19 protein-coding genes and 1 pseudogene are annotated in these 20,979 nt (G+C 66.7%); 4 read left to right on the plus strand and 16 right to left on the minus strand.

Annotation, left to right across the window (positions count from 1 at the left end; translation table 11 throughout):
- Window positions 1–42: 42 nt before the first annotated feature.
- A complete protein-coding gene (locus tag EKK97_RS01855) occupies window positions 43–1,002 on the minus strand; it encodes an AraC family transcriptional regulator (protein WP_159548361.1) in 960 nt (319 codons plus the stop codon).
- A gap of 180 nt (window positions 1,003–1,182) precedes the next feature.
- On the opposite strand from EKK97_RS01855, the pseudogene EKK97_RS01860 reads away from it, so the two are divergent.
- Window positions 1,183–2,057 (plus strand): annotated as a pseudogene (locus EKK97_RS01860) (DMT family transporter).
- A 163-nt stretch (window positions 2,058–2,220) separates the two neighbouring features.
- Here the strand turns inward: EKK97_RS01860 and EKK97_RS01865 are convergent.
- From EKK97_RS01865 to EKK97_RS01875, 3 genes are read right to left on the minus strand one after another with little or no spacing between them, the layout of a single operon-like run.
- On the minus strand, window positions 2,221–3,129 hold the full coding sequence (locus EKK97_RS01865; RefSeq protein ID WP_159555656.1) for a metal ABC transporter permease: 909 nt from the start codon (window positions 3,127–3,129) through the stop codon (window positions 2,221–2,223).
- A 16-nt stretch (window positions 3,130–3,145) separates the two neighbouring features.
- Complete coding sequence (locus EKK97_RS01870; RefSeq protein WP_159548363.1) at window positions 3,146–3,934, minus strand: metal ABC transporter ATP-binding protein; 789 nt, start codon at window positions 3,932–3,934, stop codon at window positions 3,146–3,148.
- Window positions 3,927–4,841: a metal ABC transporter solute-binding protein, Zn/Mn family gene (locus tag EKK97_RS01875; protein WP_159548365.1), complete on the minus strand. Its 915-nt coding sequence runs from the start codon at window positions 4,839–4,841 to the stop codon at window positions 3,927–3,929. Before EKK97_RS01875 ends, EKK97_RS01870 begins: the two co-directional genes overlap by 8 nt.
- A gap of 164 nt (window positions 4,842–5,005) precedes the next feature.
- Between EKK97_RS01875 and mntR the strand changes: the two genes are divergently transcribed.
- Window positions 5,006–5,488 (plus strand): manganese-binding transcriptional regulator MntR, encoded by a 483-nt coding sequence (gene mntR, locus EKK97_RS01880; RefSeq protein WP_159548367.1) that lies wholly within the window; start codon window positions 5,006–5,008, stop codon window positions 5,486–5,488.
- Between the two features lie 35 nt (window positions 5,489–5,523).
- On the opposite strand, the gene thiE is transcribed toward mntR, so the two are convergent.
- A complete protein-coding gene (gene thiE / locus EKK97_RS01885; protein WP_159548370.1) occupies window positions 5,524–6,138 on the minus strand; it encodes a thiamine phosphate synthase in 615 nt (204 codons plus the stop codon).
- Window positions 6,139–6,193: 55 nt separating this feature from the next.
- Window positions 6,194–6,718, minus strand: a complete 525-nt coding sequence (locus EKK97_RS01890; RefSeq protein ID WP_159548373.1) for a C40 family peptidase — start codon at window positions 6,716–6,718, stop codon at window positions 6,194–6,196.
- A 135-nt stretch (window positions 6,719–6,853) separates the two neighbouring features.
- Here EKK97_RS01890 and gloA point away from each other — a divergent pair, with 135 nt between their 5' ends.
- Window positions 6,854–7,387 carry a lactoylglutathione lyase gene (gloA, locus tag EKK97_RS01895; protein ID WP_159548376.1) on the plus strand — a complete coding sequence of 178 codons (534 nt, stop codon included), beginning with the start codon at window positions 6,854–6,856 and terminating at the stop codon, window positions 7,385–7,387.
- Between the two features lie 18 nt (window positions 7,388–7,405).
- On the opposite strand, the gene EKK97_RS01900 is transcribed toward gloA, so the two are convergent.
- From EKK97_RS01900 to EKK97_RS01925, 6 genes are all read right to left on the minus strand, one after another.
- Window positions 7,406–8,143 carry a DODA-type extradiol aromatic ring-opening family dioxygenase gene (locus tag EKK97_RS01900; protein WP_159548379.1) on the minus strand — a complete coding sequence of 246 codons (738 nt, stop codon included), beginning with the start codon at window positions 8,141–8,143 and terminating at the stop codon, window positions 7,406–7,408.
- A gap of 79 nt (window positions 8,144–8,222) precedes the next feature.
- Window positions 8,223–8,666, minus strand: a complete 444-nt coding sequence (locus tag EKK97_RS01905; protein ID WP_159548381.1) for a DoxX family protein — start codon at window positions 8,664–8,666, stop codon at window positions 8,223–8,225.
- An 82-nt stretch (window positions 8,667–8,748) separates the two neighbouring features.
- Complete coding sequence (locus tag EKK97_RS01910) at window positions 8,749–9,663, minus strand: LysR family transcriptional regulator (RefSeq protein WP_159548384.1); 915 nt, start codon at window positions 9,661–9,663, stop codon at window positions 8,749–8,751.
- Between the two features lie 18 nt (window positions 9,664–9,681).
- A complete protein-coding gene (locus tag EKK97_RS01915; RefSeq protein WP_159548387.1) occupies window positions 9,682–10,842 on the minus strand; it encodes a lipocalin-like domain-containing protein in 1,161 nt (386 codons plus the stop codon).
- The gene (locus EKK97_RS01920; protein ID WP_159548390.1) at window positions 10,839–13,337 is read right to left on the minus strand and encodes an ABC transporter permease; all 2,499 of its coding nucleotides are present in this window, start codon (window positions 13,335–13,337) and stop codon (window positions 10,839–10,841) included. The genes EKK97_RS01915 and EKK97_RS01920 overlap by 4 nt, the downstream gene beginning before the upstream one ends.
- The gene (locus EKK97_RS01925; protein WP_159548393.1) at window positions 13,337–14,035 is read right to left on the minus strand and encodes an ABC transporter ATP-binding protein; all 699 of its coding nucleotides are present in this window, start codon (window positions 14,033–14,035) and stop codon (window positions 13,337–13,339) included. The genes EKK97_RS01920 and EKK97_RS01925 overlap by 1 nt, the downstream gene beginning before the upstream one ends.
- Window positions 14,036–14,158: 123 nt before the next feature.
- Here EKK97_RS01925 and EKK97_RS01930 point away from each other — a divergent pair, with 123 nt between their 5' ends.
- Window positions 14,159–15,175, plus strand: coding sequence for an AraC family transcriptional regulator (locus EKK97_RS01930; protein ID WP_159548396.1), 1,017 nt, complete (start codon window positions 14,159–14,161; stop codon window positions 15,173–15,175).
- A 10-nt stretch (window positions 15,176–15,185) separates the two neighbouring features.
- Here EKK97_RS01930 and EKK97_RS01935 read toward each other — a convergent pair whose 3' ends face one another.
- From EKK97_RS01935 to bktB, 4 genes are all read right to left on the minus strand, one after another.
- Window positions 15,186–16,082: a bile acid:sodium symporter family protein gene (locus EKK97_RS01935; protein WP_159548399.1), complete on the minus strand. Its 897-nt coding sequence runs from the start codon at window positions 16,080–16,082 to the stop codon at window positions 15,186–15,188.
- Window positions 16,083–16,150: 68 nt separating this feature from the next.
- Window positions 16,151–17,884: an AMP-binding protein gene (locus EKK97_RS01940; protein WP_159548402.1), complete on the minus strand. Its 1,734-nt coding sequence runs from the start codon at window positions 17,882–17,884 to the stop codon at window positions 16,151–16,153.
- 177 nt (window positions 17,885–18,061) lie between these two features.
- On the minus strand, window positions 18,062–19,714 hold the full coding sequence (locus EKK97_RS01945; RefSeq protein WP_159548405.1) for a fatty acid--CoA ligase: 1,653 nt from the start codon (window positions 19,712–19,714) through the stop codon (window positions 18,062–18,064).
- A gap of 48 nt (window positions 19,715–19,762) precedes the next feature.
- Window positions 19,763–20,953 carry a beta-ketothiolase BktB gene (gene bktB / locus EKK97_RS01950; protein ID WP_159548408.1) on the minus strand — a complete coding sequence of 397 codons (1,191 nt, stop codon included), beginning with the start codon at window positions 20,951–20,953 and terminating at the stop codon, window positions 19,763–19,765.
- Between the last annotated feature and the right edge of the window lie 26 nt (window positions 20,954–20,979).

Raw genomic sequence — 20,979 nt, forward strand, 5'->3', positions numbered from 1 at the left:
TCGCATCTAACATGGCTGTCGCGACAGCGGTTCTGAGCAGGGCTATACCTGGCCGGCCAGCAGATTTCCCGTGGTCGCTTCTCGCTGCTGCGCGATTTCCTGATAGGGCGGCGTTCCGAACAGGCGGCGATACTCACGGCTGAATTGAGATGGACTGTTGTAGCCGACCCGATAGCTGGCCGTCGAGGCGTTCACCCCCTCGTTCAGCATTAGCCGGCGTGCCTCGTGCAGGCGCAACTGCTTCTGGAACTGTAGCGGCGACATCGACGTCAGGTCCTTGAAGCGGTGATGGAGCGTGGATGGGCTCATATGCACCGCCGCAGCCAGATCCTCGATGCGCAGCGGCTCGGCGTAACGCGACTTGAGCAGCTGTATCACTTCGACGATGGATTTGCTCTGCCCATTGATGCCGGCAAGATCGCGCAAGCGGTATCCCAATTCGCCACACAGCACCCGATAATGAATCTCGCGCAGTATCAACGGCGCCAGCGCCGGAATGTCGTGCGGCGTATCCAGCAGACGCACCAGGCGGAGCACCGCATCGATCAGCGAATCGGACATGCGCGCGATGAACAGGCCGCGCCGCCCATCGCTGTCGTTTGTCGGCTCTCCCGGATCGTACTCGAGGAGCAGTTCACTGAGCATGGCGAGGTCGATGTCGAGCCGCGCGCACAGATAGGGCGTCTGAGGGCTGGCTTCGATCACCTGGCCGGTAACCGGTAAGGCGAGGGAAACGACCAGGTAATGGAGCGGGTCGTAGATGAACGGCTGACCGGACAGCTCCATGCGCTTGCGGCCCTGTATCGCCACGAACAGGCTGGGCTCGGCGACGCACGGCATGCGTTCGGTCGTATTGCTGATGCGGATCAACGAGAGCGGAGCGATGGTAGAGCGGAAGATGCCATCCTCGTGCGTCAGGCGTAGCACTCTGCGGGTCAATTCAGACTGACGCGAATGTGCGGTCGGGCCGGTCTCCAGGTCGTGAGCGGAATGGTCCATCATGTTCGTCTCCCCCTAGGCACGGTTCACCTGCTGCTTTTCATTAAACCATGTGCCAGGCCCAATGCCAGTCGCTCCTGAAGCTCCGCGGGTGCGTTATTGGCATCGCCCGGGGCTGCGAGGTCGGCTATGTTAGGGTGTCGATTCTTGCACCAATAAGGGGCAGTCCAACGGGGAGGGGGCATGTCGCCGTCATTGAAGGGAATTCTTTTCATGTGTGCCGGCGTGCTCTGCCTGGCCATTGGCGATGCCATTGCCAAGTGGCTGGGCGAGGTGCACTCGCCGTTGCAGATCATCTTCTTTCGCACTCTGGTCTCGCTGCCGCTGATCGCCGTGCTGGCACACTTCGGTGGCGGATTGACCAAGCTACGCACTCGTCGGCCCGGGGTTCACCTGGTGCGCGGCCTGATCTACACCGGCACCATGGGCTTCTTCGTACTGGGGTTGACCATGCTGCCGCTGGCCGAGGCTACGGCCATTGCCTTTGCTGCACCGCTGTTCGTCACGCTGCTCTCGGTGCCGTTGCTCGGCGAGCGGGTCGATTACCAGGTCGTGGCGGCTTCGCTGCTGGGCTTTGCCGGTGTGATGGTGGTGGTGCGGCCGGGGGCGAGGGCTTCCATCCCGGTGCGTTGGTCATGCTGGCCGCGGCGGTTTTCTATGCGTTGCTGATGATCACCTCACGACGCTACGGTGGCCGCGAGCATCTTTGGGCGATGGTGTTCTACATCACCCTGGTGCCGCTGGTGGTCTCCTCCGTCACCCTGCCATGGGTCTGGCAGACGCCCCATCCCTGGCATTGGCTGGGATTCCTCGGTGCCGGGGTCATCGGGGTGGGTGCCACGGCCTGCATCACCATGGCCTTTCGCTTCGCCCCGGCGGCCATCGCCGCACCGTTCGACTATACCGCCATGCTGTGGGCGGTACTGCTGGGGTGGTGGTTCTGGGGCGAGATGCCCGATGTGTGGGTTTTCGTCGGCAGCGCCTTGATCATCGGAAGCGGGCTGGGGATCGCTTATCATGATCGCCGGACCACGCTGAAGCGTCGCCCCACCTCGTGAGGAAGCACAGCACAAATGCCTGCGCGAGCGAATCGCTGCGTTGCGCGGTGCGCGGAATCCTCACATATACCCCATATGCTCCGGTTCCTGTGCTCCGTGCGCCTTGCGCTTCATCTCGCTCGTCGATTTGTTCAGTGCTTCCCTAAGTGCCCGATCCTCTAGTCTACGTCTGGCTGGTCTGGTTGAGCCTCCAGCGCCGCCAGTGACGGGCCACCAGGCCATGCTTGGGCGCGGCGAGCAGGGCGACGAGGAAGAGCCCCGAGGCGACCAGTACGATGGCGCCGCCCGAGGCGACGTCCAGCCTGACCGAGAGCACCAGTCCCACCACGGCTGAGATCACGCCGACGCCGACCGAAATCGCCAGCATGGTGGTGAAACGATCGGTGAGCAGGTGGGCCGTGGCGCCGGGGGTGATCAGCATCGCCACCACCAGAATGATACCGACGGTTTCCAGGCTGGCGACGATGGTCAGCGTCAGCAGCAGGATCAGGCCGTAGTGGATGACGCTGGTGTTGAAGCCCAGCGCCTGGGCCTGCTGCGGATCGAAGGTATAGAGCAGCAGCGGGCGATAGGCCAGCCAGACGACCAGCAGCGCTACCAGGCTGGCCACCAGCGTGAGGATCAGTGCCGAGGTCTGCACGCCCAGCACGTTGCCGAAGAGGATGTGCATCAGGTGTGTGCTGGTGGCGATCTTGCTGATGATCACGATGCCCAACGCAAAGGCGGCGGTGAACATCAGTCCCATCGCCGCATCCGACTTGATGCGGGTGTGGCGCTCGATGGCGCCGATGCCCAGCGAGGTCAACGCCCCGGTGACGAAGGCGCCGATGAAGAACGGCCAGCCCAGCAGGTAGGCGATGGCCACGCCGGGCAGCACGGCATGGGAGATGGCGTCGCCCAGCAGCGACCAGCGCTTGAGCACCACGTAGCAGGAGAGCAGGCCGCAAATCGCTCCCACCAGCACCGAGGTAAGCAGGGCGCGCTGCATGAAGCGGTATTCGAAGGGCGCGGCCAGGTTCTCGGGCAGCAGGTTCACTACCATCATCAACAGAGCGGTCAGGGCGTCGATCATGCCAAGCGCCAGGCTTTCAAGCGGCAACACGCTCACCTCCGGGCAACGCTTCGCGGGCACCCACCGCCAGGCGCGCCAGCATGGCATCGCTGAGCATCTCGTCCGGCGTGCCCATGCCGACCAGGGTGCGATTGATCAGCAGGACGTTGTCGGCATACAAGCGGGCGCTGGGCATGTCATGAGTCACCATGATGATCGTACGCCCGATGCTTCGCTCGCGCTCGAGCGTGTTCAGTATCAGCGTTTCGCTGGGAGGGTCCACCCCCGCCAGCGGCTCGTCGAGCAGCAGAATCCTGGCCTGCTGTGCCAGGGCGCGTGCCAGCATCACCCGCTTCTTCTGTCCGCCGGAAAGCTCGCCGATGGGACGTGCGGCATGGTCGGCCATATCGACGGCTTCCAGCGCGGCCTCCACGGCCTGGCGGTGGCTGGGGTTGGCCCACTGCCTCGGTAGCAGCCGCTGCCATAAGGAATCATGGCGCATCAGGCCGTAGCGACCGGTCAGCACCGTGTCGCGCACCGAAATGGGAAAGTCCCACTCCATGCGCTCCTGTTGGGCCATGTAGGCGATGCTGCCGGCCCTGCGCTGCGAGGCCGCACTCTGACCCAGTATCTTCAGCTCGCCGCGCAGCGGCGCGAGGCTGCCGATCATCAGGTTGAGCAGGCTCGACTTGCCCGCGCCGTTGGGACCGACGATAGCCGTCCACTGCCCTTGGGGCAGCGAGAGGGAAATGTCTTCGAGCACGGGCTGCTGGTGGTAGGCCGCCCACAGCCGTCGTGCTTCGAGTGCGGGGACCGAATCAGTCATGTCCGCCTCCCAGGGCTTCGATCAGCAGCGCCACATTGTGGCGCAGCATGGCAGGGTAGTTCGGCGCCTCGCCGTCCGGCTCGCTGAGCGAGTCGACGTAGAGGGGGCCGGCGATCTGCACCTCGGTTTCGTTGGCCACGCTGCGCACGTGGCGGTCGGAAATGGTGCTCTCCCAGAAGATGGCAGCCGGTTTCCGCTCTTCTATCTTGTCGACGATACGCATGATCTGTCGCGGCGAGCCTTCTTCCTCGGCATTGGTGCCCCAGATGCCGTCGTGCTCGAAGCCGAAGGCATCGGCAAAGTAGACGAAGGCCGCCTCGCTGGTAATGAGCAGGCGCCGCTCCTCGGGTAGCGCGGCGAGGGCGTCGGTCAGCTCCTCGTGCAGGGCATGCAGCGACTCGCCCAGCGCGTCGGCACGCGCGTGGAAGGCCTCGGCAGCGGCGGGCCTGGCCTCGGCCAGGGCCTCGGCGATCACCCGGGCGTATTCGGCGACGGCGCGCGGATCCATCCACATGTGCGGATCGGTTTCGCCGGCGAGTTCTCCAGTGGCGATCGGCAGGGTGGCATAGCCGCTCTCCTCTGCCAGGGCGACCAGCGGCACGCCGTCGCCCACGGTGGCCTCGACCTGGCCGATCCACTGCTCGAGGCCATAGCCGTTGTAGAACACGACTTCGGCCTTCTCGAGGGCGATGAAGTTGCTCGGCACCAGTTCCCACTCGTGCACTTCTGCGCCGACCGGGGTCAATACCGCCACCTCGGCAGCATCGCCCGCTACCTCGCGCACCAAGTCGCCCAGCACGGAAAAGGTGGCCGCCACTCTGAGCGGGGCCTCTCCGGCATGGGTCGTCATGAACGGCAGGGATAGCGCAAGGACGCTGAGCAGCTTCACTCCCTTGGGAAGGGGCATCGATCGATCTCCTTTAGCGCAGGTCGTTGAAGCATGGTTGTTTCATTTCAGTGAGTTTCTAAGTGCATGGCTAATATTTTAGCCAAGGTTAAGTTGTAGGGTAGTAGGAAATCTCTATCGGGCGCCAGTTGCTGCCCTATCAGGACTTTGGCTATATTGGCGCGATGACCGACTCCCCGAACGATGTGACGCCGGATCGCCTTTGCAAGGCGGATGCCCTGCCGCCCAGCGACCAGCATGCGCAGCAGTACGTTGCCGTGCGCAACGCCCATGAAACCGAGCTTCTCGAAGATTACGTAGAGCTGATCGCCGATCTGCTGGAGCATCAGGGTGAGGCGCGCGCGACGGATATCGCTGCCCGTATGGGAGTCAGCCAGGCCACGGTGTCGAAGACGGTGACCCGGCTCAAGGCGCTGGGGCTGGTCTCCAGCAAGCCCTACCGCTCGCTGTTCCTGACCGAAAAAGGGGAGGCGATGGCGGTGATGTCGCACCAGCGACATGCCATCGTGCTGCAGTTCCTGCGTGCCCTCGGGGTCAGCGATCGCACCGCGCGTATCGATGCCGAAGGCATGGAGCACCACGTCAGCCAGGAGACCCTGGACATCATGCAGCGCTTCACTCGCGAGCAGGAGCGCCGCGGCTCCTGAGTCGATGCCGTGGCTGCCCGTCACTCACCATGCTTTCAATCGTCGAAGAACGCCCGGGCGGCAGCCTCGGGGTCGGGCTGGCCGCAGATCGCCGACACCACCGCCGGCCCCTTTGCGCCTGCCCCCCATACCTGCCTGGCATGCTCTGCCTTGAGTCCGCCAATGGCCACCGCCGGTAGTGGGCTTGCCGCCACCAGCGCGGCCAGGCCATCGAAGCCCAGCGGTGTGGCGTGGTCACGTTTGGTCGAGGTGGCGAAGACCGGGCCGAAACCGAGGTAGTCGAGCGCAACCGGGTCGATGTGGGCAAGCTGCGTATGGTTCTGCACCGAGAGGCCGAGAATCGCCTCTTCGCCCAAGGCGCTGCGGGCCGCCGCCACGTCGCCGTCGTCCTGACCCATGTGCAGGCCGTCGGCGCCGCTCTCCATCGCTACCGCCAGGCGATCGTTGATGATCAGCGGCACGCCGCTGCCGGCCAATGCGGCCTTGAGACGGCGCGCCTGATCGATCATTTCGCCATCGCTGGCCCGCTTGTCGCGCAGCTGCACGACGGTGACCCCACCACGCACCGCGGCGACCACGGTCTCCACCAGGCCATGACGGGCGCAGAGCTCGGGGTCGGTTACCAGATAGAGGGAAAGGTCGAGTGGCATGGCAGCACCGATATGATTGGGAAGCCCCTCATCTTACCTCCGCTGAGCCCCTGGGTCAGGGGGCCGGGCCGGCGGCACCCAAAAATCGATCCTGCCAGTAATCGATATGCAGCGGCACGCTGGTGACCTTACGCCCGCTGCCCGGAGCGTGAATCATTTGGCCGTTACCGCGATAGATGCCGACATGGGTGGCCTTGCGCCGGTCGCCAAAGAACAACAGGTCGCCGGGCTGTGCGCGATCGACGGCCGGCAGCGCCCGGTACTGCTCGTCGGCGGTGCGCGGAACCTGGATGCCGGCCGAACGATAGGCCATTTCCACCAGTCCGGAGCAGTCGAGTCCCTCCGGCGAATTGCCGCCCAGACGGTAAGGCGTGCCCAAGGCATTCTTGGCGGTGGCGAGTATCAGGGCGCGTTCGATGGAAAGAGCGTCGCTGCGCGGGTCATGGGTGGCCAGGTCGCGGCTGGCACAGCCGGCCAGCAGGGCCAACGCCAGCAGGCAGGCCAGATGGCGGAAAAGGCGTCCAGCGTGGTGACTGAACAGCCTCGACGTAAGCGGGGTTGGCGGGGATGAGGTCGGCATCGTCAGTCGCTCTACGCAGCGGTACTTTTCCTACTTTAGCGTGAACCGGGGGCGTATTGCAGCGGCTGGCGGCTGGAAAAACGTCGAAGCGACCCGCATCATCGAGAGCCCATGCCACAGCCTAAGGAGAGAAGCATGAGCTTCAAGGGAGAGCAGCATCCCGGTGTGCAGGCGCCCACGGCGGATTCGCAGGGCTTTCGCCTCAACCACACGATGCTGCGGATCAAGGATCCAGAGAAGTCGCTGGCCTTCTACACGCGGGTGTTCGGCATGCAGGTCATGCGCCGCCTCGATTTCGAAGAGATGGGGTTCTCGCTCTATTTCCTGGCCAAGCTGGACGAAAACGAGCAGATACCCGAAGAAAAAGGCGAACGCACGGTGTGGACCTTCCGCCAGAAAGGCCTGCTCGAGCTGACCCACAACTGGGGTACCGAGAGCCAGGACGACTTCGCCTATCACGACGGCAACGCCCAGCCCCAGGGCTTTGGCCATATCTGCTTCTCGGTACCGGATCTCGAGGCCGCCGAGGCGTGGTTCGATGCCAACGAGGTGGAATTCGTGAAGCGCTCGGACCAAGGCAAGATGAAGGACGTCGTGTTCGTCAAGGACGTGGACGGCTACTGGATCGAGGTGGTCCAGGCCGACCGCCTGACTGCCCTGGGGGATTGATCCGATCCCGGGCCGCCCTCAGGCGAAGGCGTAGACATCCATCGCCAGCACCCCGTGCTCCACGCTGTGGTGCAGCCGGCTGGCTTCGCCGCCCGCGCCCAGCGCTACCAGCAGCGGCTGGAAGTGCTCCGGCGTGGGGTGGTTGCGCCGCGCCTGGGGCGCGGCTTCCCACGCCAGCAGCGCGTCGCGCTCGCCGTTCGTCAATCTCTCGTGCACCCAGTCGGCGAACTCGCCGACCCAGGCCGGCGTCGGTGCGCCCTGCACCTGCATCTCGCTGAGGTTGTGGGTCAGGCTGCCCGAGCCGACTATCAGCACGCCCTCTGAGCGCAACACTGCCAGTGTTGTGCCGATATCGACCAGCGCCTGATTCGACCAGCTCACCGGCAGCGACAGCGATACCACCGGCACCTCGGCGGCGGGAAACATCAGCGACAGCGGCACCCAGGCGCCGTGGTCCAGGCCCCGTTCCACCGGCACGGCGTTGAGCGTGCGTGCCAGGCGCAGCGCCAGCTCGGGGTCGCCCGGCACCGGGTACTGGCACTCGTAGAGTTCGCGGGGAAAGCCGCCGAAGTCGTGGATGGTCTCGGGTCGCTGGCTGACGCTTACCAGCAGGCACTCGCTGGCCCAGTGGGCCGAGACCACCACGATGGCCTTGGGTGACATCCCGGCGCCGAGTTCACGCAGGAAATCATGGGCCGGCCCCGGGGTGAGGGCCAGCATGGGCGAGCCGTGGGAAATGAACAGGCTGGGCAACATGGCATAGCTCCTTGCAAAAGCTCCTCGAAGGCTGGCGCCGCGGGCGGCGCCAGGCAGTGGGCCAGTTCAGGCAGAGAGGTCAGGCGAAGCGGCGGCTGACGACGAAGCTGCCGCTGCCGAGGCCGGCCTGGACCAGCAGGGCGATGGCCCAGAACACCGGGTACTCCCAGCCGCCGCCCGGGTTGGAGAAGACCCAGCCGTTGCCGGCATGAGCCCAGGCGGCGCCGAGCAGGATGGGCACCAGGGCCAGGCTCACCCAGCGAGTGTAGATGCCGAGCACCAGCGCCAGGCCGCCGCCGACTTCGGCCAGAATGGTCAGGTAGGCGATGAAGGCGGGCAGGCCGAGCGACTCGAAGAAGCCTACGGTGCCGGGCACGGTGAAGACGAACACCTTGAGCAGGCCGTGGGCCAGGGCCATGATGCCGAGCGACACACGCAGCAGGGCGGTGGCATGGGCCTGGTTTTGAGACTGGATCTGAGCTTGAGCAGGTGCAGCGGCAAGCGGGGTAGCGGTGGTTTGCATGGGAAAGAACTCCGTTGTTGTCAGGGATGCCTTCACTCTACGCCGCACTTGACTCGGGATAATCCTCTCCAGGTGAACAACTTTATTGCGCAATGGGCGACAATCCCATCTCGCGCTCCCACTCGGGGGGATCGCCCCAGGCCTCGGCGAGATAGTCGAGCAGCCGCTCGACCTTGGCCGGCAGGTGGCGTCGCGCCGGGTAGACGCCGTAGATCCCCAGGGTGATCGGCTCCTCGTTTTGCAGCAGCGGTACCAGGCGCCCCTGGCAAATGCTCTCGGTGATCAGAAAGCTCGGCTGATGGGCGATGCCCAGCCCGGCTTCGGCGGCATGGGTCAGCACATCGCCGTTGTTGCTCTCCAGCGGCCCGTGAACCGTGAGGCGCTGCCCGCCGAACTGCCACTCGCTGCCGCCGGTGGTGCGATAGCGCAGGCAGCGGTGCTCGGTCAGCTCCGCCAGGCTGCGCGGCTCGCCGTAGCGGGCCAGGTACTCGGGCGAGGCGCACGCTATCATGCGGCAGCGCGCCAGCCGCCGTGCCACCAGAGTGGAGTCGGGCAGGCTGCCGATGCGGATGGCCAGGTCGTAGCCCTCTTCCAGCAGATCCACCCGGCGGTCGTTGAGGTCGAGGCGTACCTCCAGCGCAGGATGCTCGACCATGAAGCGCGTGATCAGCGGCGAGAGAAAGCGCATGCCGAAGGACATCGGGCCGTTGACCCGCAGCCGTCCGCACACCTCGGTGCTGCCGGCGCCCAGCTCGGCCTCGGCCTCATCCAGCGCTTGCAGGATGCCCTGGGCGCTGGCCAGGTAGCTCTCGCCGGCCTCGGTGAGGTGCAGGCGCCGGGTGGTTCGCTGCAACAGGCGCACCCCCAGGTGGCTCTCGAGCTCCATGATCAGACGCGAGATGCGCGTACGCGACAGGTCCAGCGTTTCCGCCGCCCGGGTGTAGCTGCCGAGTTCGGCGACCCGCACGAAGGCGGTCATGGCATCCAGCAGGTTCATGGGATCTCCTCGCGCACCTCAATAGCCGGTCATTTCCAGATAGCCGATGCCCAGATTGTCGCCGCTCTCGGCGTCGCGGGCGATCACCTCTCCCTCCCAGTAGGCCACGCTGGTGTCCATCCAGCGCTCGGCGTGAGGCGCCTCGACGATCATATCGAGCCCGGCGCGGGGAATCTCCAGGCGCCAGCGGGTCGGCACCTCGCGCCCTGCCACGCGCTGGGTGGCCAGCGGCGTCATGCCGATCTCGTCCGGGGCCAGCGCGGTGGGCTCGCCCTCGGGGTCGATCCAGGTGCCCGAACGGTAGTCGCCGCCGTCGGCGCCGCCACCGCGCAGTTGGAAGGCCATCAGCTTGTGGCCGCTCTCCAGGTGCAGCGAGAACCAGTCCCAGCCCTGCTGCTCGGGGCCCAGCAGTTGGCTGCTCCACTCGCGGTCGAGCCAGCCGCGCCCGCTCACCGCGCGGGTTTCGCCGTCCAGGGTGACCTCGCCTTCCACGCGCCAGAACGGCTGGCTGTAGTACATGGAACCTTGACCGTCAGCGGATTTCTGGCTGAAGCCCCCCACGCCGTGCAGCACCAGCGGCCCCTCGGCGACAAGGGTCAGGTCATAGCCGAAGCCGCCGTGCGCGTCATCCTGGTGAGCCGTCAGCGTGAGCTCGGTGAAGGTGCCGCCCGGCTCGTCTGAGGTATCGACGCGAGTGGCCAGCTGCCAGTGATCGATCCAGGCGCGGAAGGGCTCGGCCACCGCGCCCGCCTGGCCGTCGTCCTGCCCGGAATGGCTGCGGGCGAAGCGCTCCGCCACGCGGTGGGTCTCGCCGCGGGAGACCGCCATGTGCGCCATCCACAGCTGATCGGCGGCCCAAGGGGAGGGTTCGGGGCGTTCGTCCAGTGGCTCTCTTGGTTCAGTCAGCGCCTGGCGGAACAGAGTCCACTGCAGGCCCAGCGGCTCGCCGCGTTCGTCCTCGAGATTGGCGGTGAGGTACCACCACTCGATGCGGTAGTCCGGGTGGGCGGCGTGGTCCTCGGGGAAACTCAGGCGGATGTCCTCGTGGGCCTGGACGAAGTCGCCAGCCTCCTGGCCCAGCCCGGCGAAGCCGGCGGTCTCGGTGGGTGGCGATTCTTCGCCGCAGCCCGCCAGCCAGAGCGCCGCCAGCAGCGCGGCCAAGATGGCGATACGCCTCATGTGGCCTCCTCCGCCAGCAGGGCGCGGGGCGGCGTGCGCCACAGTTTCGTTGCCGGCAGCGCGGCGGCAGCCAGCGCCACGCCTACCGCGGTGGCCAGCGTGAGGGCCATCTCACCGGGGAAGACGTACAGCGGCAGGCGCCAGCCGAAGGCCGCCACATTGATCACCGCCACCAGCCCCAGCGCCAACAGCATGCCCAGCGGCAGCGCCAGGGCGCCGACCACGAAGGACGCGCCGCCGAGCTGGGCCAGCTGCACCGTCACCAGCCGCTGGCGCGGCACCCCCAGTGCCCACAGCGGCGCCAGCTGAAGGCGGCGCTCCCGGGCCTGGGCCAGCAGGCTCGCCAGCAGCGCCAGGGCGGCCACCCCCAGGGTCAGCGCAGAGAGTGCCCGGGTGATGGTGAAGGTACGCTCGAAGATGCCGGTGGCGATACGCTTCACCTCGCGCTGATCCACCAACTCGTCGCCGCCGATAGCGAAGTGCTGGCGCAAGCCCGTTCTCAGCGCGGCCCCGTCGCCGCCCGGCGCCAGCACGATGCCGATGGAGCCCGGCGGGGCGGCGAAGCGGCGGGCGAGCTCCGGCGTGGCCAGCAGCACTTCGCCGCGGGTGTTGCCGTAGTCGGGGTAGACGGCGGCGACCGGCAGAACCGCTTCCCCACCCGGCGCCGTCAGGCCGATGCGGTCGCCCGGGGCGACCCCCTCGGCGATGGCGAGCTGCTCGTTGACGAAGGCCGCCTCGCCCGCGGCGAAGGCCTGCCAGGCTTCGTCGCGGCCGGCCCGGGTCGCCAGCAGCGGCCAGCTCGGCAACAGCGCCGCGCCGGGGGTGATGCCGTAGACGCCCACCGGCAGGGCCAGTTCGCGCGTGTCAGCGTCGCGCTCCACGGCAATCAAGGTACCCTCGCTGCGGCGGGTGGGCAGCAGCTCTTCGACCTCACTGTGCTTGGCCAGCCAGGCGTGGATGTCGTCGTGCTGCTCGACGGGCGGGCGCAGGTAGAAGTCCGCCACCAGGCGCTGGTCGAGCCAGTCGAGGAAGGTCAGGCGAAAGCCGCCGACCATGCTGCTCACGCCCAGGTTGGCGGAGAGCGCGATCAGCAGCGCCATCATCGCCAGGGCCAGTCGCGGCAGTTGCAGCTGCAGGTCGGCCAGCGCCCACTGGGCCAAGGGGCGGCGGCGCAGCAGGCGGCCGAGCCCGGCCAGCAGCAGGGCGATAAGCGGCGGCAGCCACAGCGCGCTGGCCAGCAGCAGCGCGGCGACCAGACCGAAGCCGGCCAGCAGTCCCTCGCTCGGCGGCTGCCAGGCGAGCCACAGCCACAGGGCCAGACCGCCGAGGGCCACGGCGCCGCCCGCCGCGCTCATCAGCTTGAGCTGACGCTGAAAGCCGCTGCGCCAGGCCTGGGCCTGGCCCAGCCCCAGCACGCTCAAGCGGGCCGCTCGCCACAGCACGCCGCTGCCGGCCAGCAGTAGTCCGCCCAGGGTCACGGCGAGACCACCGAACCAGTAGTGCCAGGGCAGGTTGAGGGTGACCGCCACGTCGGCGCCGTAGAGGCTGCCCAGGGTGGCCGCCACATCGGGCTGCAGCGCCCGGGCCAGCCACACGCCGCTGACGATGCCGGCCAGGGCACCGACGACACCCAGCAGCAACAGCTCCAGGGCGAGCAGCCCGACCAGCCCGCGCCCCGACACACCCAGGGCGCGTAGCGTACGCAAGAGCCCCAGGCGCTGTTCCAGGGCCAAGCCCAGCGCCGCCTGTACGATGAACAGCCCCACGACCAGCGCCAGCAGCGCCATGGCGGTGAGGTTGAGATGGAAGCTCTCGGTCAACTGGCCGGGCGAGACCAGCGTGGCCGCCCGGGTCAGTACCAGTCCTGCCGGGGCCTGTTCGAGCGCGTCGGGGGCGGTGACCAGGCGGGTGATGCGCTCGCCGCTGTCGAGCAGCGTCGCGGCGGCGGCGATGTCCATCACCAGGGTGTCGGGAGGCAGCCTGGGGGCCAGGATCAGCGGCGGCAGCCGGGCCTCGGCCAGGCGCGGCGCGGCGCCGGGGGCCTCGCGGTGGCTCACTCCCAGCGCCGGCAACGTGTCCGGGGCGACGCGGGTCTGCCATGGCGGGGTGAGAAAATCGGTCAGCTCGCCCTGGCTCGAGGCGGCGGCAAAGGCGTTGTCGCCGGGCAGGGTGAAGGGCTCGATGCCGATCACCGTCAGTTGGGTGCCGTCGGGGGCTTCGATGCTGCCTTCCAGCAGCGGCGAGACGGGCAGGCCGGCGCGGCGCAGGCGCAGGTAGTCGTCGCGGGTCAGCGGCTCGCCGTCGCGGCGCTCCAGGCGGTCGAGTCCGGTAGTGAACAGCGCCTCGGCGCGGGCGTAGCTGTCGCGGGCCGAGGCGTTGATCGCCTGCACGCCGCTCCACAGCGCGCTGGCCACCCACAGCCCCAGCAGCAGCATGGCGAGCTGGCCGGGGTGACGCTTGTAGTGGGAGAGCAGGGTGGCGAAGGCGGTCAGCATCAGCGGCGGCTCGGCTCCGGTTGCGTGAGCCCCGATTCCGTGAGAGCGCCCAGCCGGCCGTGGGTGAGGCGCAGGCAGCGGTCCAGCGGTGCCGCCACCTGGGCGCTGTGGGTCACCATCAGCAGGGCGCTGCCGGCCTCGCGTACAAGTTCCAGCAGCAGGGCCAGCACCTCGCCGGCGGTGGTCTCGTCGAGGTTGCCGGTGGGTTCGTCAGCCAGCAGCAGGGCGGGACGCGGCGCCAGCGCCCGGCCGATGGCCAGGCGCTGCTGTTGGCCGCCGGAGAGCTGCTCGGGGTAGCGCCGTTCCAGGCCGGCAAGTCCCAGTCGTTGCATCAAGTGCGCCGACCACTCGGGCGTTTCGCGCCCGGCCAGCCGTGCCTGCAGGCGCAGGTTGTCGAGCACGTTCAGGCTCGGCACCAGGTGGAACTGCTGGAACACCAGGCCCAGGGTATCGCGGCGCAGGCGGGCGCGGGCCGGTTCGTCCAGCGCGGAGATCGAGCGGTCGGCAAGGAGTACCTCGCCGCTGTCCGGCAAGTCGAGCCCCGCCGCCAGGTGCAGCAGGGTCGACTTGCCGCTGCCGGACTCGCCCATCAGCGCCAGACTCTCACCGCCGCGCAACTCGAGGTCGACGCCCTCCAGCACCGCAAGCGGACCCTGGGGCGTGGCGTAGGTCTTGTAAACCTGGCGAAATTCGAGCATGGCGGCTCCCGTCGACATTGCAGCGATGATGCCAGGGTTGCAGAGTATCCAACCAAGGCAGCGAGTAACTTACCATGAGCTCGCGGCCCGATGTCGCCAGGCCGAAGCCGGAGGGAGGCGAGCGTGACCGTCACGGTATCCATGCATTTCGTCAACGAGCTGTTCCGCGGGGTGCCCGAGAGCGAGGCGGCCCGCGAGGGCTATCTCGCTCGTGCGGGCATCTCGCCGTTCCTGCTCACTGCGCCCCACGGGCGAGTGACCGTGGAGCAGTTCGCCACGCTCTACCGGCTGCTGGTCAACGCGTACGACGACGAGACGCCGGGCTTCTTCGCCCGGCCGCTGCGCAGCGGCACGCTCAAGCTGCTGTGCCTGAGCGTGCTGGAGGCGCCCACGCTGAAGGTGGCGCTGCATCGCTATACGCTGTTCTTCCGCATCGTGCTGGACGACTTCGGCTATGAGTATCGCGTCGAGGACGGGCTGGCGCGGGTGGCGCTGGTGGAGCATCGGCCGCCGGCGGGCAGCCGTATCCTGGTGCACGAGCTGATGCTCAAGCTGTTCCACGGTATCGCTTCGTGGATGGTCGCACGCAAGATCCCTCCGGTGATGATGGAGTGCGCCTACGCGCAGCCATCCCACAGCGCCGACTATCTCTACTTCTATCCGGGCAAGGTGAGCTTCGAGCGCGAGCAGACCGCCATCTACTTCGATGCCGCCCTGCTAGAGCAGCCGATCCGGCAGACCAAGAAGCACCTGGGCGCTTTCCTGCGCCGGGCACCAGCCGACTGGTTCTACGTTTCCTTCGAAGACCGTCTGGTGTCGCACCGCGTACGCGAGCACCTTTCGCGCCATCTGGCTACCTCGGGCTCGGTGCATGACGTGGCCCGGGCGCTGCACATGTCGGTGCGCACCCTGTCGCGGCGGCTGGCCGCCGAGGGCACTCACTTCCAGGCGGTGAAGGACGAGTTTCGGCGCGATTTCGCCATTCAGGCCCTGACCCGCAGCGAGCGACCGCTGCTGGCCATCGCCGACGAGCTGGGCTTTCAGGACCTGGCCTGCTTCAGCCGTGCCTTCAAGGGGTGGACGGGAAACTCGCCCGCCGCCTACCGGCGGGCGAGCGCGTCCCTGCTCCAGAGCGCCTGAATCCGCGCCGTCAGGCCGGCTCGACCTTGGCCTGGTCCCGTGCCAGTTCCTCGTGCCGGGTCATGCGGCGGTAGAAGAGCGTGGCAATGGTGGAGTTGATGACGATGAACAGCGAGTACATCACCGGCATCAGCAGGATCAGCTGCTGGGTTTCGTCGGCGAAGGTCATGATCACGATCAGCGCCGCCAGCGGACCGTTCTGAATGCCGGTCTCCAGCGATACCGTTCTCGCCTTCTGTGGGTTCAGCCGCAGCGCGCGGGAGAACAGGTAGCCGAAGGCGAAGCCGATCAGGCCCACCAGAATGACCGCGGCATAGACCTCCCAGCCGGTCTCCACCAGCAGACGCCAGTTCCTGGGCACCCAGGTGACCACCAGGAAGAGGATGACGATGGCACCGAGGATGCCCCCCATCAGCTCGATGACAGCGCCGACGTTGGAGTTCCTGCGCCGCAGCCACATGCCGATGAGGGTAGGGATCAGCAGCACGAAGAGCAGCCGGGCGATCTGATCCGGCGGAATGCGGAAGGCATCGTCGATTCCCTGGGTGTACAGCTCCATCAGCAGGGGCACCATGATGAAACCGGCCAGGGTGGAGCAGATGGTCATCATGATGCTCAGGCTGAGCAGGCTTTTCGAGAAGTAGGCGAAGATGTTGGACGTGGTACCGCCCGGCATGCAGCCCACCAGTATCAGGCCCACCGTTTGCTCAGGAGTCAGATTCAGAATCCGCGACAGGACGAAGGCGATCAACGGCATCAGCATGTACTGGGAGGCGAACCCCACACCGACGGCCTGCGGGTGGCGCAGGGCCAGCCTGAAGTCCTTGAAGGTCAGCGACGACCCCATGCCGAACATGATGATCACCATCATGAGGGAGAGCAGGGTCTCTTCCAATGGGCTCAGCATTCGTTATGCTCCAGCGTCTCGTTGTTATTGAGTCGTTGTTATCGGCTCTGCTACGCAACCCATGAGAGTCAACCGCCAGTGGCTGCGGCTCGCACTTCCTTGCGCAGTACCTTGCCGACGGGGGTCTTGGGCAGCTCGTCCCAGAACACCACCTTTTTCGGCACCTTGTAGGCCGCCAGTTCCTGTTTGCAATGCGCGATGACGTCCTTCTCGCTGATGCCTTCTTCGCGCAGCACCACATAGGCATGCACGGCCTCTCCGGTCTGGGCATCGGCGACCCCGATCACCGCCGACTCCTGCACCTGAGGGATACGGGCGATGCAGTCTTCGACCTCGTTGGGGTAGACGTTGAAGCCACTGACCAGAATCATGTCCTTCTTGCGGTCGACGATGCGGAAGTGGCCGTCCTCGCTCATCATGGCGATGTCGCCGGTGTAGAACCAGCCATCCTTGAGGGCGTTGGCGGTTTCCTCGGGGCGGTTCCAGTAGCCCTTCATCACCTGCGGCCCGCGCACGATGATTTCACCCGGTTCACCGACCGCTACCGGCTCGTCCTGATCGTCGACGATGCGCACATCGGTATCCGGAGCGGGTATGCCGATGGAATCCGGGCGCTCCTGGCCGATGGGGTTGAAGCAGATCACGGGGGAGGTTTCCGTCAGGCCGTAGCCTTCGACGATGGGGCTGCCCACCACGCTGCGCCAACGCTCGGCGACCGCCTTGTGCAGCGCGGTGCCGCCGGCCAGCGCCACCTTCATGGAGCGGGGCGGGTAGACGGTGAACCACTCTTCGTTCAGCAGGGCGTTGTAAAGCGTGTTGACGCCCGAGATCCAGGAGATGTCGTAGTTGTCGAAGGCGCGCTGGCAGTTCTGGATCGGCCGCGGATTGGGCACCAGAACGTTGTGCGCGCCCTTGTGGTAAAAGGCCAGCAGGTTCACGGTGAAGGCAAAGATGTGGTAGATCGGCAGCGCCGTCAGGATGCACTCCTTGCCGGGCTCGATGTGACTGCCGGCCACCGAATCGACCTGCTCCAGGTTGCTGATCAGGTTGCCGTGGGTCAGCTCGGCGCCCTTGCTGACCCCGGTGGTGCCCCCCGTGTACTGCAGCAAGGCGGTATCCGAACGGGTCAGATGCTGCCAGTACTGGTGGACGTCGATACCGGCGGCCTTCGCCTGCCGTCCTTTTGCCAGGGCCTGATCGATGGTGTGAACGTCCAGCCGATGCCTGGGAATCACTCGGTTCCAATACTTGAGCACTAGCTGCAAGACCCCTTTCACCACGGGTGGGAACCATTGGGCAACGGAGGTGACCACCACCTGTCTGATGCCCGTCTGCTCGATGATGGCCTCCAGCTTGTCGACGAACATGTCGACGATGACCAGGGCCTGGGCGCCGCTGTCGTTGAATTGGTGCGCCATCTCCCGCTTGGTGTAGAGCGGATTGACGTTCACCAGGATGCAGCCGGCCTTGAGAATACCGAAGGCCACCACGGGCAGCGTCAAGCAGTTGGGCATCTGCACGGCCACGCGGGTGCCGGCTTCCAATTGGAGACATTCGCGCAGGTAAACGGCGAAGGCATCCGACATCTCTTCCACTTCGGCGTAGGTCAGGCGGCCGTTCATGCCGTTGGGCATGCAGGTGGTGAAGGCGAGCTGCTGGCTGTAGTTCTGTCCGGCAGCCTGAATGAGTGCCGGCAGGTTATCGTGCAGGTGGTGACTGGCAGTGGCTTCACCGGTTTCAGGTCGGACGGCGAGGTAATGGCTCATCCAGGGTTTGTTATCGTAATACTGAACGTTCGACATGAATGGCCTCTCGTGGGTGGTCTGGCTGCTGCGCAGGGTGGTCGCTCCTGCTCTGAGTGCAGCGACTCAGACCTTTTTATTATCTTCTTACAGTAACCAGCTCTGCGGTTGAACGACAGTTGAACAGCAATAATGAAAGGGCCGCCCGGGCGGCCCTTGCTCCCTCCGCTGTCTGATTCACACCTCCTGGCGAATGCGCTTCTTGTCGAGCTTGCCCACGCTGGTCTTGGGAATCTCATCGACGAAGCGAACGAACGACGGGATCGCCCAACGGTTGATGCGGCCCTCGTCGACGAAGCGCTGCAGGAAGGCCTGGACCTCCTCCGCCTGGGGCGGGTAGTTGAGATCGCTGGGCACTGCCAGCGCTGCGGGGCGCTCGCCCCACTTCTCGTCGGGTACGCCGATCACCGCCACCTCAGAGATACCCGGGCACTGGCCGATCAGGTTCTCCAGCTCCAGCGAGGAAATCCACTCACCGCCGGTCTTGATCACGTCCTTGATGCGGTCGCGGATCTGCAGGAAACCGCGCTCGTCGAGTACCGCCACGTCGCCGGTATGCAGCCAGCCGTCGCGCCACAGCTCCTCGCTGCGGGTCTCCTCCTTGTAGTAGCCCTGGGTCAGCCAGGGGGCGCGCACGCGCACCTCGCCCACGCTTTCTCCATCGTGGGGCAGTGGGGTGCCGCTCTCGTCGACCACCTGGAGATGCACCAAGGGTACGGGCACGCCGGCCTTGCAGCGCCACGGCAGTTGGGTCGCGAAGTCGGCCTCGTTGATGTCCCGGGGCAGGATGTCGGCGGTGAGCAGCGGACAGGTTTCGGACATGCCGTAGGCGCTGCGAGTATCGATGCCCAGCTCCCAGGCTTTCTGCGCCAGCGGCTGAGTCAGGGCGCTGCCGCCCACCAGTACCTTCCAGCCGGAGAGACCGACCTTGCCGGAAGCGATCGCCTCGGCGCTTACCACCATGTTGAGCAGGGTCGGCACGCAGTGGGAGAAGTCGACCTTCTCGCCCACCAGCAGCTTGACCAGCATGTCGGGCTCGTAGCGCCCGGGGTAGACCTGGGTGGCGCCCATCAGCGTGGCGGTGTAGGGCACGCCCCACGCATGCACGTGGAACATCGGCGTGATCGGCATGTACACCTTGTCGCGGTTGAGCAGCTCGAAGCCCGGGGTCTGGAAGGCGTTGGCCTCGCCCAGGGTGTGCAGGACCAACTGGCGATGAGTGAAGAACACCCCCTTCGGGTTGCCGGTGGTGCCGGTGGTGTAGAACAGCGTGGCCACCGCGTTCTCGTCGAAGGTGGGGAAATCGTAATGGCTAGGCTGTGTGGTCAGCAGCGCCTCGTATTCGCCCACCAGGTTCAACGAACTCTGAACCTCGGCTGGCGCGTCCTGGCACAGCAGGTAGCCACGAATGCGCGGCAGACGCGTTGCCAAGGGCTCGAGCAGCGGCACGAAGTCCTCATGCACTAGTACGAAATCGTCCTCGGCGTGCTCCATGGTGTAGTGGATCTGCTCCGGCGACAGGCGCACGTTCACGGTGTGCAGCACTGCGCCCAGCATGGGAATGGCGAAGAACGCCTCCAGGTAGCGGTGGCTGTCCCAGTCGAGCACCGCCACCACGTCACCGGCCTTGACGCCCTGGGCGCTGAGCGCATGGGCAAGCTGATGGACCCGCTCGCGGAAGCGGCGGTAGCCGTGGCGGCTCAGGTCGCGATAGACGATCTGGTTGTCGCCGGCCATGCGCACGCCGGAGTCGAGCAGCTCGCCGATCAGCAGCGGTGGGTTGGTGGCGGAGGGCGTGGCGGGCAGAATCTTCGGCGTGACGGTGTTCATCTACGTCTCCTTGTATTTGTTTTCACTCTGCGGCAGGTTGCGCCTCGATCAGGCGCAGCGTTCGATGAGCAGCGCGATGCCCTGGCCGCCGCCGATGCACAGCGTGATCAGCCCGTAGCGACCGCCGGTGCGCTCCAGTTCGGCCAGCGCCTTGATGGTCAGAATGGCGCCGGTGGCGCCGACGGGATGCCCCAACCCCACGGCACCGCCGTTGGGATTGAGCCGCTCGGCGGGGAAGTCGAGTTCCTGCGCCACCGCCATGGCCTGGGCGGCGAAGGCCTCGTTGGACTCGATCACGTCGATGTCGGCGATGGTGAGGCCCGCCTCGTCGAGGCAGCGGCGCACGGCAGGAATCGGCCCCAGGCCCATCAGGCCGGGTTCGACCCCGGCGGTGCTGGCACAGATCAGCCGTGCACGCGGCGCAAGACCGCGCCTGCTGGCCTCGTCGGCATAGGCCAGCACCAGGCTGGCGGCGCCGTCGTTGATGCCCGAGGCGTTGCCGGCGGTGACCACCCCCTCCTTGGCGAAGGCGGGCTTGAGCCGGGCGAGGTCCTCAAGCGTGACGCCGTCGCGCACGTGCTCGTCACGCGCGAACTGGCGCTCGTTCTTACCCTCGCGCACCGTGACCGGCACGATCTGCCCGTCGAAGCGGCCCTCGGCGATGGCACGGGCGGCCTTCCGGTGGCTCTCCAGGGCGAAGCGGTCGATGGCCTCGCGCTCGAGCCCGCAGCGCTTGGCGATGTTCTCGGCGGTCACGCCCATGTGGCCGCTGCCGAAGGGGTCGCTGAGCACGCCCAGGGTCAGGTCGGTGACGCTGGCGTGGCCCATGCGCAGGCCGTTGCGCGCCTGGGGCGGCAGCAGGTAGGCGCCGCGACTCATCGACTCGGCGCCGCCGGCCAGTGCCAGGCGGCTGTCGCCGAGCACGATCTGCTGTGCCGCCGAGAGGATCGCCTGCACGCCGGAGCCGCACAGGCGATTGACGTTGAATGCCGCTGCGCCCTCGGGCACGCCGGCTTCCAGGGCGATGTGGCGCGCCAGGTAGGCGTCCTGCGGTCCGGTGGTGATGATGTGGCCGTAGACGGCATGGTCGATGGCGCCGGCTTCGAGGCCGGCGCGAGCCAGCGCCTCGCGGGCGGTGACGGTGCCCAGCTCATGGGGAGCGAGCCCGGCCAGGCTGCCGCCGAAGCTGCCGATGGCGGTGCGGGCGCTGCCGAGAATGACGACGGAATCGAGCCGCATGAGATTCTCCTGTCTTGGATCTTGTG

The sequence above is a fragment of the Billgrantia tianxiuensis genome (assembly GCF_009834345.1).
Lineage (GTDB): Bacteria > Pseudomonadota > Gammaproteobacteria > Pseudomonadales > Halomonadaceae > Halomonas > Halomonas tianxiuensis.

Bases quoted from the DNA above. Each gene is read 5' to 3' on its own strand.
- gloA (WP_159548376.1), top strand. From the start codon at position 6,854: ATGAGCTTCAAGGGAGAGCAGCATCCCGGTGTGCAGGCGCCCACGGCG.
- EKK97_RS01945 (WP_159548405.1), bottom strand. From the start codon at position 19,714: ATGAACACCGTCACGCCGAAGATTCTGCCCGCCACGCCCTCCGCCACC.
- thiE (WP_159548370.1), bottom strand. From the start codon at position 6,138: ATGCCACTCGACCTTTCCCTCTATCTGGTAACCGACCCCGAGCTCTGC.
- EKK97_RS01875 (WP_159548365.1), bottom strand. From the start codon at position 4,841: ATGCCCCTTCCCAAGGGAGTGAAGCTGCTCAGCGTCCTTGCGCTATCC.
- bktB (WP_159548408.1), bottom strand. From the start codon at position 20,953: ATGCGGCTCGATTCCGTCGTCATTCTCGGCAGCGCCCGCACCGCCATC.
- EKK97_RS01920 (WP_159548390.1), bottom strand. From the start codon at position 13,337: ATGCTGACCGCCTTCGCCACCCTGCTCTCCCACTACAAGCGTCACCCC.
- EKK97_RS01940 (WP_159548402.1), bottom strand. From the start codon at position 17,884: ATGTCGAACGTTCAGTATTACGATAACAAACCCTGGATGAGCCATTAC.
- EKK97_RS01915 (WP_159548387.1), bottom strand. From the start codon at position 10,842: ATGAGGCGTATCGCCATCTTGGCCGCGCTGCTGGCGGCGCTCTGGCTG.
- EKK97_RS01905 (WP_159548381.1), bottom strand. From the start codon at position 8,666: ATGCAAACCACCGCTACCCCGCTTGCCGCTGCACCTGCTCAAGCTCAG.
- EKK97_RS01900 (WP_159548379.1), bottom strand. From the start codon at position 8,143: ATGTTGCCCAGCCTGTTCATTTCCCACGGCTCGCCCATGCTGGCCCTC.
- EKK97_RS01870 (WP_159548363.1), bottom strand. From the start codon at position 3,934: ATGACTGATTCGGTCCCCGCACTCGAAGCACGACGGCTGTGGGCGGCC.
- EKK97_RS01935 (WP_159548399.1), bottom strand. From the start codon at position 16,082: ATGCTGAGCCCATTGGAAGAGACCCTGCTCTCCCTCATGATGGTGATC.
- EKK97_RS01910 (WP_159548384.1), bottom strand. From the start codon at position 9,663: ATGAACCTGCTGGATGCCATGACCGCCTTCGTGCGGGTCGCCGAACTC.
- EKK97_RS01890 (WP_159548373.1), bottom strand. From the start codon at position 6,718: ATGCCGACCTCATCCCCGCCAACCCCGCTTACGTCGAGGCTGTTCAGT.
- EKK97_RS01865 (WP_159555656.1), bottom strand. From the start codon at position 3,129: ATGATCGACGCCCTGACCGCTCTGTTGATGATGGTAGTGAACCTGCTG.
- EKK97_RS01855 (WP_159548361.1), bottom strand. From the start codon at position 1,002: ATGATGGACCATTCCGCTCACGACCTGGAGACCGGCCCGACCGCACAT.
- EKK97_RS01925 (WP_159548393.1), bottom strand. From the start codon at position 14,035: ATGCTCGAATTTCGCCAGGTTTACAAGACCTACGCCACGCCCCAGGGT.
- mntR (WP_159548367.1), top strand. From the start codon at position 5,006: ATGACCGACTCCCCGAACGATGTGACGCCGGATCGCCTTTGCAAGGCG.